Source organism: Streptomyces sp. NBC_00425 (genome assembly GCF_036030735.1).
In the GTDB taxonomy this organism is placed as follows: Bacteria; Actinomycetota; Actinomycetes; order Streptomycetales; family Streptomycetaceae; genus Streptomyces.
Genome location: NZ_CP107928.1, coordinates 9,245,790 through 9,260,998, shown reverse-complemented (window position 1 = coordinate 9,260,998; position 15,209 = coordinate 9,245,790). Strand labels below are relative to the sequence as shown.

Sequence of the window (15,209 nt, the reverse complement as noted above, 5' to 3'; positions counted from 1 at the left end):
GGGCGGGGCGTCAGGTCACGAGGCGGGTCGGCGCGTGCCGGACGCCGAGCACGGTGCAGCCGGTCTCGGTGCTGACCTGGTGGACGCTGCCGGGCCGCTCGATGACGAGGTCCCCGGTGCGGTAGCAGTCGCCGTTGTCGTTCAGGAGCTCCCCCTCGAGGACGAGGATCACCTCGTGGCCGAGGTGTTCGTGCAGGTCGCCGTGGGCTCCTGGGGCCATGCGGGTGATCATCGCGGCGCCCGGGTCGGCGCCGTCGGTCAGGTAGAGGCGGTGCACGTCGACGCCGGCGCGACCGGGTTCCTCCCAGCGCTCCCAGGGCAGGGCGTCCAGTCCGACGGGGTCGAAGATGTCGCGCAGGACGGTCACTTCGCGCTGCTGGGGCGAGGCGGCGGGGGCGGCGGAACGGGTGACGACGGACATCGTGGGGCTCTCTTTCCGGGTGCAGGGGCGGGATGTCGGGCGGGGGCGAGGAGGGGGCGTGCGGCGGGTGCGCTCAGGCCGTGTGTGTCAGCCGGTTCGGGCCGGGAGCGGCGGCGTGGGGGCCGGCTTCCGGGCGGTGACGCGGGAGGCGATGACGTCCGCGGCGATGGCGTCGGCGTTCTGGACGAAGTCCGTCCAGAAGCCGGGCCTGCTGCTGCCGCCCTGCATGAACCAGCGGGTGTGCTCGGTGGGGATGCCGAGGACGTACAGGCCGCGGTCGGGCCGGCCGGTGCGGTCCACGGGGTGGAAGGGCGCACCGGTCACGGCGACGCCGCCGGTGTCGAAGCGGTCTCCGTCCGTGCCGTGGTTGACGTACGACGTCCAGATGCCCTGCTCGCGCAGGCTGCGCGTGAGGGGGTGGGGGTCGAGACGTATGTCGGGGGTGGGGACGCGGGCGTCGACGACGGTGTCCACGAGGACCTCGGAGCCGCTCACGTAGGGCGAGTGGACGCCGAAGCGTCCCGAGGGATGCGGACGGATGCGGGTGTCGGGGCCCACGACCCGCAGGACGCCGCTGCGCAGCAGGGCGTCGACCTGCCGCAGCCGCGAGCGTGGGGGCCCGGCGGCGAGGAAGGAGCTGCGCGGGACGTACCAGCCGAGGAACTCCTCGCGGTGCGAGGCGGGGGTCAGGCCCGCGTAGTCGACGAGGGAGCGGATCACGGCGCGGGAGTCACGGATGACGTCCAGGGCGGCCTTGAGCGGGTCGTCGACGTTGCCGGCGTCGGCGTGCGCCAGGTCCTCGGCGAGCGCTTCGCTCAGCGCCCGGGTGAACTCGTCGGGTCCGGCGAAGTGCCGGCCGGCGAAGGGGCGGGCCTGGGCGTCCAGGTCGATGCGGGGCGCGTCGGCGAGGCCGTGTCCGGCGGCGACGGCGGGGACGTCGGGTACGCCGCTCTCGGCGGCGGCGACGACCTCCGCCTCGAACGCGGCGGCCCTCCCCGGTTCTCCGCGCACGGTCAACATCGTCGCGTAGTAGACGAGTTCGACCTCGGCGAGCAGCCAGGGCAGGGCGTCGTCGGCGAACGAGAGGGCGCCGTGTCGGCCGCGGGCCAGGACGCGTTCGGTGGTGAACAGCACGTGGCGGTGGCGGTGGTCGTGGTGCTTCTGGTTGCGGCCGCGGGCGGGCAGCGGCATCCCGCTGCGGGAGCCTGCCACGATGACGGGTTCGCCGCCGCTGGGCCGGTAGACGAGCCGGTCCCCGTCCTCTTCATAGCATCCGCCGCGGCCCTCGGTGAGCGCGGCCATCACGTCGTAGAAGGACAGGCCGAGTCCGAGGACGCCGACGGCCGACCCGGCGGGTATCTCGTCCAGGGGCATGTCGGCGGCGCTGTCCCCCGCGATGTGGCGCAGGCCGGGACGACCGGCGGCGTGGGCGGCGAGGAGCCGCTGGTTGCCGGTGAGTTCGGGGCGGGTGTGTCCGGTGGTCAGCACGACGCGGTCGGCGGTGAGGCGGTTGCCGCCGCGCAGGGTGAGCCGGTATCCGTCGCCGGTGCGCTCCAGCGCGTTCACAAAATCATGGACGGGGATCAGCCGGACTTCTTCGGGGAGATTCCTTTCGATCGTTTCGAGAAGAAACCGCATATAGCGTCCGTGGAGGGCGCGCGGTGCGTAACTGTTGGGCCCCGGGTATTCGCGGTCGACGGAACTCCACCACTGGGCGAGCGAAGGTCCGGCACCCGGTCTGGCAGGGCCGCCGTCGGGTGGGCCGGAGAACGCCGAGACCTCGTCGGCGACGGTGTTCATCAGGAACCATCGCGGCTGGTCCGTGCGCCAGATCCGGCCGGTGCCCACCCGGTGGGAGTCGATGAGGTAGATCTCCACGGACTCGGGGACCGGCCCTTCGGCAAGGCGCGCCGCCATGCGTTCGAGGACGGACACTCCGCGCGGACCACTGCCGACGATTGCCACCTTCACGTGTACCCCTTCCAGGAATCAGTTGTCCTTTCTCTTGCATTTCGAAGGTAGGAGTTCCGACTTCCGCGTTCAACACCGATTCACTGATTCATTGCATGAGGGTTCCTCATGCAATTCACGAGCGAAAAAGGAGAGAGAAGCGAATGGACTGGGCCGGAACACCGCAGCGGGGCCAGGGCGAGCGTCCCGCGCTGCTCGTACTGGACCTCATCAACGAGATCGTCCACCCGGACGGCAGGTACGCCGCCGACGGTTACGGCGCGCAGGCGCGTGAGCGGCGTGTCCTCGACACGGCCGCCGACGCGATCCGGCGGGCCCGCGCCGCGGACATCCCGGTGATCTACGTCGTCGTCGGCTTCTCCCCCGGCCATCCTGAGTGGCCGGCCGGGTCCCGGGTCTTCGAGAAGGCGAAGGAGGACGGGCGTCTCGTGCTGGGGTCCTGGGCGACGCAGGTGCACGACGCACTCGCGCCGCGGCCCGGGGAGCCCGTGGTCGTCAAGCACCGCATCAGCCCGTTCCACGGCACGAACCTGGAAGTGCTGTTGCGCACGGCGGGCATCGACACGCTGCTCCTCACCGGCGTCTCCACGGAGCTGGTGGTGCTCGGCACCGCGCAGGCCGCCCACGACCGGGACTACCGCGTACGGGTGCTCGAGGACGCGACGCTGGCGGGCGACGCCGAGATCCACGACGCAGCGCTGAAGATCCTTTCCCGCATCTCGACGGTCACCACGGTCGCCGAGGCGCTGCCGGCCGCCCCGTCGACGCCCGCCGCCGAGCGTCAAGGCGTCCGGTCATGAGGGCGCGGGCCGCGGCCCGTTTCCACGCCGTCGAGGAGTCGGCGACGTACGCCGTCTTCGACATGGTGGCGCGGATGCGCGCACAGGGCCTGGAGGTGGTGGATCTGGGCGGCGGTGAGCCGGACTTCGACACCCCCGGCCATGTCGTGGACGAGGCGGTGGGCGCCCTGCGTGACGGGTTCACGCACTACACGCCGAGTCGCGGGCTGCCCGCGCTGCTGCGCGCGGTCTGCGCGAAGCTCGCCGAGGACAACGGGATCGTGGCGGACGCGGCCACCGACATCGTCGTCACGCCGTCGGCGAAGCACGCCCTGTTCGCCGCGCTGGTGACGGTGCTCGACCCAGGTGACGAGCTGCTCGTGCCGACGCCGAGCTGGGTCAGCTACACGGAGATGGCGCGGCTGATCGGCGCGCGGCCCGTGCAGGTCGCCCTGGACGGCGCGGACGGCTTCCGGATCACGGCGGAACTGCTGGAGCGGCACGTCTCCTCGCGGACGAAGGCGCTGCTGGTCAACTCGCCGAACAATCCCACGGGCCGGTCGCTGACCGCCGGGGAGGCGGCCCTGATCGCCCGGTTCGCGCAGGAGCACGACATCCTGCTGATCTCGGACGAGATCTACGAGAAGATCCTCTACGGCGGCCGCCGCCATCTCAGCCTGGCCGCGCAGCCGGGTTGCGCCGAACGCACCATCACGGTGAACGGCTTCTCCAAGGGTTATGCGATGACCGGCTGGCGCCTGGGCTATGCGGCCGGGCCCACCGATCTGATGGCGCAGCTGGTGAAGGTGCAGCAGCACACGGTGGGCTGCACTGCGTCGTTCGTTCAGCGGGGCGGGATCGCCGCGCTGTCCGGCTCGCAGGAGCCGGTCGAGTGGATGACCGCGCAGTACGCGGCGCGCCGGGACCTCGTCGTGCGGGGGCTGAACTCGCTGCCGGGGGTGTCCTGTTCGCCGCCCGACGGTGCGTTCTACGCCTTCGCCGACATTCGCGGCACGGGCTTCGCGGACTCGGCGGCCTTCGCGCAGTGGCTGCTGAGGGAGGCGGCGGTGGCCGTGATGCCGGGTTCCGCGTTCGGGCCGGGCGGCGAGGGCTTCGTCCGGCTGTCGTTCGCGACGTCGCCCAAGGTGTTGCGGACGGCGCTGGACCGCATGGCCGCGGCGCTGGCCGGCCGGGGCTGACACCGGCGCACGGACCGGGGTCACGTGGTGCGTCCGGCAGCGCGGCGCCGGACGCCCACCGCCAGCACGGCACCGACGGCGAAGCCGGCCGCCGCGATGGCCGCCGACAACCGCAGCCCCGAGGTGAAGTCGCCCGCCGCGGCGGCGAGGGTGCCGAACAGGGCCACCCCGACGGCGCTGCCGACCTGCCGGGCGACGTTGAAGACGGCGGAGGCGATGCCGGCGCCGGAGGCGGGCGCGGTCTCGATGATGGCGGCGGTGGCCGCGAGGGCGGTCATGGTCTGCCCGAGACCGGTGGCGATCAGGGCGAACAGCAGGACGGGGTAGGGGGTGTCGGGCCGGGCGGTCAGCCAGCCGAGGAAGCCCACGGCGCCCAACGCGAGCCCGCCGGCCATCGGGACGTACGGGCCGGTGCGGGCGGCCAGGCGGCTGAAGAGCGGGGCCGCGACGAGCCCCATGCACACCGACGGCAGCAGGGCGAGACCGGTGTCCAGGACGCTGAAGCCGCGTTCCTGCTGGAAGTAGAGGGTGGTCAGGAAGAGCATGCCGTAGTAGCCGAGGCTGATCAGCAGGCCGATCGCGGCAGTCGCGGTGAACGCGCCCGAGCGGAACAGGGACGGCGGCAGCAGTGGCGCACGCCGACCGCGTCCGGCCCGTTCGCGTGCTTCCAGGCTGCGTTCGACCAGCGCGAAGGCGGTCAGGCAGGCCGCGCCCGCACCGAACGCCGCCAGGACCGGCGGGGAGGTCCAGCCGTGTGAACCGGCCTCGTTGAGGCCGCCCGCCAGGGCGACGAGGCCGACGATGCCCAGCACCTGGCCGGCCGGGTCCATGCGGCGGGCGGGCTTCTTGCGGGCGGTGGCCGGGATGTGCCGGACGGTCAGGACGACGGCGAGTGCGGCGACCGGCAGGTTCAGCCAGAACACGGAGCGCCACTCGAGCCCGGAGACGAGGAGGCCGCCCACCGCCGGTCCGGCGCCGAAGGCGATCGAGGCGACGGCGCCCCACACGGCGATCGCCCGGGATCGCACCGCGCGGTCGGGGTAGGTGGCCTGCAGCAGCGCGAGCGAGGCGGGCACGAGCAGCGCTGCGCCCGCGCCCTGGGCGAGCCGTCCGGCGATCAGGGCGCCGGGGGTGCCGGCGAGGCCGCAGACCAGGGAGGCCGCGGTGAAGACGCCGAGCCCGGTGAGGAACATGCGCCGGTGGCCGAGCCGGTCGGCGAGGCCGCCGCCCAGGAGCAGCAGCCCGGCGAAGACGGTGCTGTAGCCGTCGACGATCCACTGGAGGGCGGAGGGCCCGGTGTCGAGGGCGGTGCGGATCTCGGGGACGGCGACGTTGACGACGGTGACGTCCAGCATCACCAGGAAGTAGCCGAGGCTGAGGGCGATCAGCGGGGGCAGGGTGAGCGCGGGTCGGCGGGCCGGGGCGGCCGCACGGGGCGGGGCGGCGGCCAGGCCGTCTTCCGGAGCGAGGTCAGCGGTGGTCATGTCACGAGCATCGACGCCGGACACTTCGTCACCGGGCGAAGTGTCGTTGTCGTACGGTGGGGTCATGCCGAACAGCAGCACCACGAGGGCGTCCGCCCGCGACGCGGGCGCGTCGCGGCACCCCGGCCGCGCATCCGGCGAACAGCCGGGTGCGCCGCTCAAACACCAGACCGACATCGCCCGCGCCGCGGCCCTCGTCGCCGATCCGTCGCGCGCCCGCATCCTGAAGTGCCTGGCCGACGGCCGCGCCCTGCCGGCGAGCGCGCTGGCCGGCGAGGCGGGGGTCGGCGCCGCCACGGCCAGCGCGCACCTCGCCAAGCTCGTCGAGGCGGAATTCGTCACCGTCGAGGCGCGGGGCAGGCACCGCTACTTCCGCCTGTTCGGGCCGGACGTGAGCGCCGCGCTGGAGGCGCTCGCCCTGATCGCCCCGCCGCTGGCCATCACCTCCCTCAAGCAGAGCAGCCGCACCAACGCCCTGCACCGCTCCCGGACCTGCTACGACCATCTGGCCGGGCGGCTCGGCGTCGCCCTGATGCAGTCGCTGCTCGACCACGGGGTGATCACCGGCCACGACGGCATCCACCGGCCCGCCGAGGCGGTACGGGACAGGCCGTCGTCGTACGGCCGCGACCTCGTCTACGAACTGTCCGACGAGGCGCCGTCGGTTCTCGCCGAACTGGGCGTCGACACGGGCCGGTTGCCGCCGCGCCGCCCGGCGGTCCGCTACTGCGTCGACTGGAGCGAGCACCAGCACCACCTCGCGGGCGGGCTCGGCGCGGCGCTCAAGGCGCGTCTGTTCGCGCTCGGCTGGGTGAGGTGGGGCGCCGCGCCGCGCGTGGTGCATCTGACGGACGAGGGCGCGGCCGGCCTGGAGCGGACCCTCGGGCTCGTGTTCGTGTGACCGGGCAGCCTCCACTTCGGTGGAGGCGCGACGCCACAGGGGCGGAGGCGGTGGAGGGGGCCTCCTCCGACGGCCGATGTGCGACGGCGCGGCGACGGCGAGGCTCGGGGCATGGAACCCATCTACGAACTGTCCGGGCCGGAGCGCGAGCAACTGACCGCGGTGCTGCGCTCCGTGGTCAAGAGCCCCTACGAGGACTACGAGGCGTTCTCGCGCGCCGTCGGCGACGTGATCGCGCGCGGCGAGGTGCCCGCCTTCTTCGCCGGCGTCTGTGCGCGCGTCCGGGCCGACCGCTCGACGGGCGTCTCCGACGCCCACGTGCTGCGCAACTGCCCGCTGGACGAGGACATCCCGCTGCTGGACCTGGACGACCCGGTCGCGGACAAGCACGCGCGGAAGAAGACGTTCGTCGGCGAGGCGTTCCTGGAGCTCTTCGCCCAGCTGGTCAAGACGCCACTGCTGTCCTACGCGACACGTTTCGACGGGGACTTCTTCACGGACGTCGTCGCCATCAACCGCTACAGCGGGATGCAGACGGGGTTCAGCGACAGCGAGCTCGTGTACCACAACGACCGCACGGCCCATCCCGTGCGGGCCGACTTCATCTCGCTGCTCGGCATGCACTGCCCCGAGGGCGAGTTCATCTACACCGGGTTCGTCGACGGGCGCGACCTGCTCGCGCATCTGACGGACGAGGAGCAACGGCAGCTCAGGACGGCGCAGTTCGTCACGCCGTTCGACGTGTTCTCACGGGACAACAACAAGGAGCTGACGGTCTCCGAGGTCCACCCCATCCTGGAGAACCACCACAGCTTCCGCTACCTGGACACGTGCACGACGGCCGCGCCCGGTGCTCCCGAGTCCGCGAAGGACGCACTGCTCGCGCTGAAGGACGCGCTGGTGCGGGCCGACAAGACCCGTCACCGCATCCGGACCGGCGACCTGTTCGTCTTCGCCAACCAGGACGGCCTGCACAGCCGCGACAAGATGGAGATCAACGATGCGGCGCGGGCGCGGCAGCGCTGGCTGCTGAAGACGTACGCCTTCCGCGACGAGGCGGCTGCGGAGCGGCACGCGGACCGCTGGCTGGACGGCGTGCGCGGGCGCGTGGGCGACTGACGTCACCGGGCGCGCCGGTCCCCCCGCGTACCCGTCACGACCAGGGTGGGCGGTCCTCGTCGAGTGCCTGGCGCATCAGCAGGACCGCCTCCAGGCGGTTGCGCACGGACAGTTTGGCCAGCGCGTGCGACACATGGCTCTTGACGGTCGCCGGGGTGACGTCGAGCCGCCTGGCCGCCTCCCGGGTGGACAGGCCCTCCGCGAGCACCGTGAGCACCTCGCGCTCGCGTTCGGTCAAAGAGCGCAGCCGCAGGCCGACCGAGCGGTCGCCGCGCGGGCGCGCGGGCGGGATCGTGGTCGCGCGACCCGGCGGCGGGCACAGGCCCACCAGCTCCGGCGACACCACGACGTATCCGGCGGCCGCCGCCCGTACGGCGGCCGCGAGCCGGCCGATCTCCGGGTCCTTGACCAGTACTCCCGCGCAGCCCGCGGCGAGCGCGTCCCCGACGGTCCGCGCCGTCCAGCGTGTGTCGAGGAGCAGCACGCGCACCCCCTTGTGCACCAGGCCGGGGACGAGCGAGGCCGGCCGGGGCCGGAAGGCGTCGGCGAGCACGACGACGTCGACGCCGTCCAGGGGCCAGCGATGCAGCGGCCGGCCGCTGTCGGCGGTGCCCAGCACCGTGATCCCGTCGGCTCCGTCCAGGGCGCCCGCCAGGACGTGCCGGGAGACCGGATCGGCGTCGGCGAGCAGGACGCTGACATCGGAGGCCTCCGGTTCGTACAGCAGGACCCGGCCGTTCTCGGTGCTTCGCACGGTCATCTCCACGCGCTGTCTCCTTTCTCACTGCGTGCGCCGCGTGCGCCTTTCTCACTGCGTGCGCCGCAAGACGCCCGGGCCGGGGCCGGCGTGCGACCGGCCCCGGCCCGGACGTCGCTCAGGCGGCAGCGGGCAGCCGTGTCTTCAGTTCGCGGGCCAGGCGGGCCTTGACGACGGAGATGTCCTCGCAGTCGCCGCCGGTGCGCTCGGCGATGTGCGTCCGGTAGAGCCCCGCCAGGTCCTCCTCGCTCACGACGATCTCCAGCTCGTCGAGGATGTGCCGCAGCACGGCCCGGCCCGAGTGCCGTCCGATCAGCAGGGAGCGCTCACGGCCGAAGCGTGCCGGCTCCACGTACTCGTACGTCGCCGGGTTGCGCAGCATGCCCTGCTGGTGGATGCCGGCCGCCGTCCCGAAGGCGTACGTCCCGAAGATCGCCTTGTTGCGGGGTTCCTCCAGTCCGATCGCCGCACGCAGCGCGGTGTAGGCCTCGTACATGGCGGCCACGTCGATGTCGGTGTGCAGACCGAGCAGGGCGCCCTTGTAGGTCAGCAACGCGGCCACCTCCTCGAGCGGGGTGTTGCCCGCGCGTTCGCCGATGCCGCCCAGCGTGACCTGCACCTCGTGGGCGCCGGCCGTCAGGCCCGCGACCGCGTTGGCGAGGGAGAGCCCGAAGTCGTCGTGGCAGTGGGTGGCGACGCGGACGCCGTCCGGGAGCCAGGAGCGGAACTCGGTGATCAACGCCCCGTACTCCTGGGGGAGGTGGCATCCGGAGGTGTCGGCGACGGCGAAGCACACGGCCCCCGCCTCGACGGCGCCCAGGGTGATGGCGCGCAGCAGGTCGAGTTCGCCGCGGCTGGCGTCCTCGATGCCGACGGACACCTCCTCGACGCCGAGGGCGTAGGCGTGGGCGACGGTGTCGGCGACCTCGTGGACCGCCTGGTCACGGCTGATGCCCCGTTTGTGGGCGAGGTGCAGGTCGCTCCCGGTGGCCATGACCTGCACCTGGTGGCGGTCGGCGCCGCCCGCCTCGACGGCCGTGTCCACATCGGACCGTACGGCACGGCAGAACGTGGTGAAACGCGCGGAGGTCAGGTTCCGGGAAATGAGCCGGGTGGCCTGGAACTCGCTGGGCGAGGAGGCCGGAAATCCCGATTCGATGTAGTCGGCGCCGAGCGTCTCTATGCGCAGTGCTATTTCGAGTTTCTGACGTGGAGTCATCGCGTTTCCGGGTGCCTGCTCGCCGTCCCGGAGGGTGGTGTCGAAAATGGAGACCCGGCGTGATTCCTTTTTCACTGACATCGTGTCCTCTTTCTCGCCCGATGCTGCTCGCGCAGCTCAACACCGGTGAGGTTAGGCGGAGTCGACGTCGTGGAGGGCCGGTTGCGCTGGCCCCTGGGGGCCATGACCCGTATGCGTCGGCGGCCTTCGGGGAATCACGGGAACGGCGACCCGTGGCCGGTTCGGGCCACGTCACTTCTGGGTCAGCTCCACCGCTTGCCGTGGGGTGGAGGTGGAATGCGAAAGTTTTGACGAAGACGCTGCGACGCGTCCGGACTTCCCTGATGAAAGGTCATCCCTGTGCGTGATTCCATGGTCGAACCGACTGCCGTCGTCATCCGCCGGCTCAGCGACGACGATCTGATCTGGGGTTGAGGAGCGGCCCGCGGGCAAGGGCCTACCCCCACAGCGCAGGGGAGGGCGGGATCAGCATCCCGCCCTCCCCTTGCAGTGTCGGGGCACCGGCTCCCGAGGCGTCCAGCCACCGCGGCAGGGTGACATGGTCGGCGCCCGCCGCCGCGTGCAGCACGGGCGCGCAGGAGAGGGAGGTCGCGGGGGGCGAGTCGAGCAGCACGGCAAGACCCCGTTGACCGGCCTGTTCCATGATGCCCAGGGCCGCCGTCAGGCCGCCCACGGCGTCGAGCGAGAGGTTGACGCCGTCATAGCGCTCCCCGAGACGCCCCAGGTCGGTGCTCTGCTCGTGGGTCAGGGAGGCGATGATCGGGAAGGGGCGCGGCAGCGCGGCGAGAACAGCGGACCGGGTCTGCGGCAGCGGCTGTTCGAGCATGCGCACGCCGTGGGCGTGGAGGATCGGCAGCATCACCTGGAGCCGGTCGGCGTCCCAGGCCCCGCGGGCGTCGACCATCAGCCACGCGTCGGGCCGCAGTCGGCGTACGGCCGTCAGCCTGGCCAGGTCGTCGGCGAGACCGCCCGCGCCGAGCTCGAGCCTGAGGGAGGCGAAGTCCTCGCCGTCCTTCAGCTCCCGCTCCAGCAGTTCGGTCGCCACCGGGGAGACCGTGCGGACGGCGGGCACCGGTCGTGGCGGCGGCATGCCCAGCAGCTCCCACGCGCGCTGTCCGCTGCGCTTGGCGAGCAGGTCCCACAGGGCGGAGTCGAGGGCGCTGCGCAGGGGGCCCGGCGCGAGCAGCCCGGGCAGTTGGAGGGGGCTGATCATCCGTTCCAGGCCGCCCCTGGCGGAGGCGAACTGGTCGCGCAGGACGTCCGGTCCGTGTGCGTCCAGGGAAGGCCGCAGGGCTGCCTCGCCCTGTCCGACGCTGCCCGCGTTGCGCACGGTCACCCGCAGTACGGCCCACCCGCTCGCGCCCGGCACGGCACCGGCGGCGGACAGCCTGGCGGGCACGACGGCGCAACGGACCTGCATCGGGGTGCCCGTGAGGGACCGGAGGAGTGCGGGGTCGAACACGAGGGCTCCTGACTCACGGACGTTGTGCCGGAACCCCATCGTGTGAGCGGCGAAGGCGGGCCGCCAGAGCGCAGGCGCGGCACCCTGCGGCGTGGCCGGTAGCGGACAGGGCGACGCGGGCAGGGCGCGGAGCCGCACGCCGGGCGCGGTGCGGCACGGAAGTGAGCGGCGCCGGGCCACGGGGCGGGCGGTGGCCGGCCGAGCGGCGCCCGTCGCGCGCCCCTTGCCCGGGGCCGGCGCGCCCGCCCCCACCACGTTCCCTGCCGGGGGCCCGTCGTTCGGATCGCGCCGCGGCCCTGCCCCGCGGCCTGGGCGTGTTCGACAGTCCCGTCCGCCGGGCGACGCCTGCCCGCGCCCTAGTCGAGAAGGCCCGTCCGCGCTGCCCTGACTCCCGCCTGGAAGCGGCTCTGCACGCCGAGCTGCGCCATCAGGTCGGCCATGACGCGACGCAACGTCCGTACGGACACGCCGATTTCGCGGGCGATGGATTCGTCCTTGCGTCCGGTGGACATCAGCCGCAGCACGCACAACTGCTGGGAGGTGAGCCCGGGTTCCTCACCGGCGCCGGTGTCGTCCAGGGGCACCGAGGAGGCCCAGCACATCTCGAAGACCTTGACCAGCAGGGCGGTGACGGCCTCGCCGCGCAGCACCATCATGGCGTTGGCCGCGTTGGTGTGGAGCGCGGGCACCAGGGCCTGCACCCGGTCGACGAGGATGAAGCGGAACGGCACGATGTTGGCGATCCTGACCTGGGCGCCCGCGGAGCGCAGTTCCTGCAGATGGTTCATCGAGTGGACGATGCGGGTCATCGGCCGCAGGTGGATGCAGCGCATGGTCACGCCGCGCTCCAGGACCTGCACGTCGCGACGCAGTCCCTCGGCGAGCACCTCCGACGGCCGCACGGGCCCCGGATGCATGCTGAGGATCTCCGAGGTCGCGATGTCGGCGGTGTCCCCGAGCACGCGCGCGATCCGGTCGGCGCCGGTGATCACTTCGTCGCCGAGCGTGCCGCTGCGGGCGACGTGCAGCGGCAGGAACACCTCGCGCATCGCGTCGATCTGCTCGCGGGTGCGACGGATCCGGTCGGCCAGGCGGGCGGTGGCCTCCTCCTCGGCGGTGAGCAGCCGCAGCAGCGCGGCCTCGGGAGCGGTGGCCTTGGCCGCCGGTGCGCCGTCGGGCGACTCGACGAGGAGGCCCAGGCCGATCAGCTGACCGCGGGCGTGCTCGATCTCGTCGACGGTGGTGTCGAGTTGCTCGCAGGCACTGCGGACGGTCCAGTCGCTGCGGGCCGAGGCGTACTGGAAGAGTCTCAGGGCCTGTGGCCCGATGCTCGGTGCGCTCATGTCCGTCTGCTGCCTTCCTACGGGGAACGTGGTGGGGTCGGGGACGGCGGTGGCGGGTCGTCGTATCTGCCGCTGCTGAACAAAAAACCCTCCCAAAGGTATGTTTCTCTCCCTGTCCGATCCCGGCCGGCCCATGGCCGACCGGGCGAGGACGAGTCAGCTCACGTGCAGCAGCGCGCTCCGCCCGGAGCGCGGACGGGTTCGGATGCCGAGGGAGCGCCTGCCCCGCGCGACGCACGACGGGGCGAGGACCGGATCGTCGCCGACCGCCACCCGGGGCCCACCGGGCACATCGATGCGCGGAGGTGTCCGGCGGGTCATCGGGCCTCCTCCCCCACGCGCGCGGCGAGCAGAGCGTCGGCGTAACCGGAGGCCGCCGAACCGACGTTGAGGGTGCCGTGGGTGCGGGCCGCGGTGATGTCGCGCCAGTGGCGCTGGAGTGCGTCGTCCTCCTCCAGCGCGCGGAGCCCCGCCGCATGGAAGAGCTCGTCGACGGCCGCGCCGCAGAGTTCCACGGCCACCGTGACGTCACGCTGGTTCTCGGCGACGAGCACGGGCGTCACGGGCGCGTGGTCGGCGCGCTGCGCGACACGCTCGAGGAGCAGTCGCGCCGCCTGGATGTGCGCCGACGCCCTGGCCAGCACCAGGGGCTGGACGGCGGTGCCGCCGCCGGGGCGCACGCGCCGGATCTGCGTCTCCCACCAGGTGCGCAACGCCCCTTCGGCGGCCCCGAGCACCGGCGCGGCGAAGATGAGGGACGCCACCAGGGAGAACGGCACGCTATGACAGCGGGCGGCGTGCGGCCGGACGCGCCCCAGGTCTTCCAGCGTGAAGGTGAGGTGGTCGGGGACCAGGACGTCGCCCTCCACCGTGTTGCTGCCGGTGCCGCGCAGTCCCACCGGGCGCCAGGTGCGCAGCACCTTCATCTCGTGGCGCCGCACGGCGAAGATCCGGTGCTCCCGCGTCTCGCCGGCCGGGTCGCGGTCCTGCGTCACCCAGGAGGCGAGCAGCAGCCACTCGGCCTGGTCGACGCCGCTGGCCGTGGCCCACCTGCCCGTCAGACGCCAGCCGCCGTCCGCGCGGACGGCGCTGCCCTGGGGCGGGACGACGGACGCGGCCACGCGCACGTCGGGGCCCTCGCCCCAGATCTCCCGCTGCCCGGCTTCGGGCAGATAGCCGGCGAGCCTGCCGTGGGCCGCGTACAGCGCGGCGCACCAGGCGGTGGACGCACAGGTCTCGGCGAGCTCGGAGACCGCGTCCAGGAGCGCGGTGAAGGTGCCGGCGCCGCCGTTCCAGCGCTCGGGCACGAAGTGCCGGGCGAATCCGTTGTCGGCAAGGGAGTCAGCGAGCCGGTCGGTGAGCCGGCATGTCTCGTCGAGGAGGAGGCGGTCCTCGCGGGCGACGTCCAGTGTCTTGCCCAGGTCACTCAGCACGCGACAGCACCGGCCCCGGCGAGGAGGCCGTCCAGCGGGGCGGCGGCTGCGCCGATGGTGGCGAGTGCGGTGGCCAGGGTGCGCGTTCCCTGGCGGGCGGCCAGCAGGTAGGCGCCGGCGCTCTCGGGCTCCGCGGTGATGGTGACGGGCTGTCCGAGCTCGCCGAACGCGAGGAACGACGTCTGCAGCGAGCCGAGGGCCCGGGCGTCCGCGGCGTCCGCGGCGGCGCGGACGAGGACGGCCTGCCGGAACCCCTCGACGATCACCATCCCCGGGACGTGGTCACTGCCGTGGTCGAAGAGGGCGGGATGCCCGGTGTCCTCTCTGAGCTGCCATCCGGCCGACGCGTCGCCCAGACTCGCGAGCAGCACGGCGTCGTCGTGGTCACGGCCGACCGCGGCCGGCGGCAGGATCCGGGCCTCTGCCGTGAGGTCGGTGACGTCGAAGGGAGCTGCCACGGCGGCGCTGCGGCTGCGTACGAGGGCGTACTGCGCGGGCGGCAGCGCGTCCCACCGCATGCTGGCGTGGCCCGCCGGGCGGCCGCCGACGAGGAGGTCCGCCTCGGCCGTCAGGCGGAAGCGGCGCGGGCTGCCGGGCACGCGACGCAGGACGACGTCGAACACGACGTCGGCTCCGTCGCCGCTGTCGCGCAGCGGCGCGTCGAGGCGGAAGTCGAAGCCGTGCAGGACGAACGCGTGGTCCGCCGGGACATCGTGGAAGCGGTGCGAGAGGTAGATCCCCGCCTGCCGCATGGTCTCGACGACGACCAGGGAGTCCCGAGTCCCGTCGGCGGCGCAGTGGTGCAGCAGATGGTCGTGCGGCCAACGCGGTCGGACCGCGAAGCGGTCGTCGCCCAGTGGACGCACGGTCGATAACAGGACCTCACGGTCCGCGCTCTTGTGGACCAGAGCACGCGGAACATGTACATCGGCACAGTGCCTGGCGGTCGTGTCGCCGGGCGCTATGTCGGTGTCATACATGAATTTCCCCCTCCGGAAGCGGCTGTACCGCACAGCCGTGACCTTGCGTGGTGGTCGGTCACCGGCTGTTCGGTGAAAAATATACCTGCGGGAAGGTATATTGCAACGGGGGTTGGACGC

At 72.8% G+C, this 15,209-nt stretch carries 13 protein-coding genes; 4 read left to right on the top strand and 9 right to left on the bottom strand.

Annotation, left to right across the window (positions count from 1 at the left end; all coding sequences use genetic code 11):
- Window positions 1-10 precede the first annotated feature (10 nt).
- Window positions 11-421, bottom strand: a complete 411-nt coding sequence (locus tag OHS82_RS40955; RefSeq protein WP_057577190.1) for a cupin domain-containing protein — start codon at window positions 419-421, stop codon at window positions 11-13.
- An 87-nt stretch (window positions 422-508) separates the two neighbouring features.
- Window positions 509-2,392 (bottom strand): FAD/NAD(P)-binding protein, encoded by a 1,884-nt coding sequence (locus OHS82_RS40950; RefSeq protein WP_328435731.1) that lies wholly within the window; start codon window positions 2,390-2,392, stop codon window positions 509-511.
- Window positions 2,393-2,535: 143 nt separating this feature from the next.
- On the opposite strand from OHS82_RS40950, the gene OHS82_RS40945 reads away from it, so the two are divergent.
- Complete coding sequence (locus tag OHS82_RS40945) at window positions 2,536-3,192, top strand: cysteine hydrolase family protein (protein ID WP_328435730.1); 657 nt, start codon at window positions 2,536-2,538, stop codon at window positions 3,190-3,192.
- Window positions 3,189-4,370, top strand: coding sequence for a pyridoxal phosphate-dependent aminotransferase (locus tag OHS82_RS40940; RefSeq protein ID WP_328435729.1), 1,182 nt, complete (start codon window positions 3,189-3,191; stop codon window positions 4,368-4,370). Before OHS82_RS40945 ends, OHS82_RS40940 begins: the two co-directional genes overlap by 4 nt.
- A 20-nt stretch (window positions 4,371-4,390) precedes the next feature.
- On the opposite strand, the gene OHS82_RS40935 is transcribed toward OHS82_RS40940, so the two are convergent.
- Window positions 4,391-5,854, bottom strand: a complete 1,464-nt coding sequence (locus tag OHS82_RS40935) for an MFS transporter (protein ID WP_328435728.1) — start codon at window positions 5,852-5,854, stop codon at window positions 4,391-4,393.
- Between the two features lie 64 nt (window positions 5,855-5,918).
- Here OHS82_RS40935 and OHS82_RS40930 point away from each other — a divergent pair, with 64 nt between their 5' ends.
- Both OHS82_RS40930 and OHS82_RS40925 read left to right on the top strand, forming a co-directional pair.
- The gene (locus tag OHS82_RS40930; protein WP_328435727.1) at window positions 5,919-6,755 is read left to right on the top strand and encodes an ArsR/SmtB family transcription factor; all 837 of its coding nucleotides are present in this window, start codon (window positions 5,919-5,921) and stop codon (window positions 6,753-6,755) included.
- Window positions 6,756-6,866: 111 nt separating this feature from the next.
- Complete coding sequence (locus OHS82_RS40925; protein WP_328435726.1) at window positions 6,867-7,874, top strand: TauD/TfdA family dioxygenase; 1,008 nt, start codon at window positions 6,867-6,869, stop codon at window positions 7,872-7,874.
- Window positions 7,875-7,908: 34 nt separating this feature from the next.
- Here OHS82_RS40925 and OHS82_RS40920 read toward each other — a convergent pair whose 3' ends face one another.
- From OHS82_RS40920 to OHS82_RS40895, 6 genes are all read right to left on the bottom strand, one after another.
- Complete coding sequence (locus OHS82_RS40920) at window positions 7,909-8,634, bottom strand: response regulator transcription factor (RefSeq protein ID WP_328435725.1); 726 nt, start codon at window positions 8,632-8,634, stop codon at window positions 7,909-7,911.
- A 115-nt stretch (window positions 8,635-8,749) separates the two neighbouring features.
- A complete protein-coding gene (locus OHS82_RS40915; protein WP_328435724.1) occupies window positions 8,750-9,931 on the bottom strand; it encodes a LeuA family protein in 1,182 nt (393 codons plus the stop codon).
- A 376-nt stretch (window positions 9,932-10,307) separates the two neighbouring features.
- Entirely contained in the window at window positions 10,308-11,333 is a 1,026-nt protein-coding gene (locus tag OHS82_RS40910) for an enolase C-terminal domain-like protein (RefSeq protein ID WP_057577181.1), read from the bottom strand.
- 356 nt (window positions 11,334-11,689) lie between these two features.
- Complete coding sequence (locus OHS82_RS40905) at window positions 11,690-12,676, bottom strand: helix-turn-helix transcriptional regulator (protein WP_057577180.1); 987 nt, start codon at window positions 12,674-12,676, stop codon at window positions 11,690-11,692.
- A 317-nt stretch (window positions 12,677-12,993) separates the two neighbouring features.
- The gene (locus OHS82_RS40900; RefSeq protein WP_328435723.1) at window positions 12,994-14,109 is read right to left on the bottom strand and encodes an acyl-CoA dehydrogenase family protein; all 1,116 of its coding nucleotides are present in this window, start codon (window positions 14,107-14,109) and stop codon (window positions 12,994-12,996) included.
- Window positions 14,103-15,089 (bottom strand): ScbA/BarX family gamma-butyrolactone biosynthesis protein, encoded by a 987-nt coding sequence (locus OHS82_RS40895; protein ID WP_328435722.1) that lies wholly within the window; start codon window positions 15,087-15,089, stop codon window positions 14,103-14,105. The genes OHS82_RS40900 and OHS82_RS40895 overlap by 7 nt, the downstream gene beginning before the upstream one ends.
- Window positions 15,090-15,209 lie beyond the last annotated feature (120 nt).

Bases quoted from the DNA above. Each gene is read 5' to 3' on its own strand.
- OHS82_RS40895 (WP_328435722.1), bottom strand. From the start codon at position 15,089: ATGTATGACACCGACATAGCGCCCGGCGACACGACCGCCAGGCACTGT.
- OHS82_RS40935 (WP_328435728.1), bottom strand. From the start codon at position 5,854: ATGACCACCGCTGACCTCGCTCCGGAAGACGGCCTGGCCGCCGCCCCG.
- OHS82_RS40940 (WP_328435729.1), top strand. From the start codon at position 3,189: ATGAGGGCGCGGGCCGCGGCCCGTTTCCACGCCGTCGAGGAGTCGGCG.
- OHS82_RS40920 (WP_328435725.1), bottom strand. From the start codon at position 8,634: ATGACCGTGCGAAGCACCGAGAACGGCCGGGTCCTGCTGTACGAACCG.
- OHS82_RS40955 (WP_057577190.1), bottom strand. From the start codon at position 421: ATGTCCGTCGTCACCCGTTCCGCCGCCCCCGCCGCCTCGCCCCAGCAG.
- OHS82_RS40905 (WP_057577180.1), bottom strand. From the start codon at position 12,676: ATGAGCGCACCGAGCATCGGGCCACAGGCCCTGAGACTCTTCCAGTAC.
- OHS82_RS40915 (WP_328435724.1), bottom strand. From the start codon at position 9,931: ATGTCAGTGAAAAAGGAATCACGCCGGGTCTCCATTTTCGACACCACC.
- OHS82_RS40945 (WP_328435730.1), top strand. From the start codon at position 2,536: ATGGACTGGGCCGGAACACCGCAGCGGGGCCAGGGCGAGCGTCCCGCG.
- OHS82_RS40925 (WP_328435726.1), top strand. From the start codon at position 6,867: ATGGAACCCATCTACGAACTGTCCGGGCCGGAGCGCGAGCAACTGACC.
- OHS82_RS40930 (WP_328435727.1), top strand. From the start codon at position 5,919: ATGCCGAACAGCAGCACCACGAGGGCGTCCGCCCGCGACGCGGGCGCG.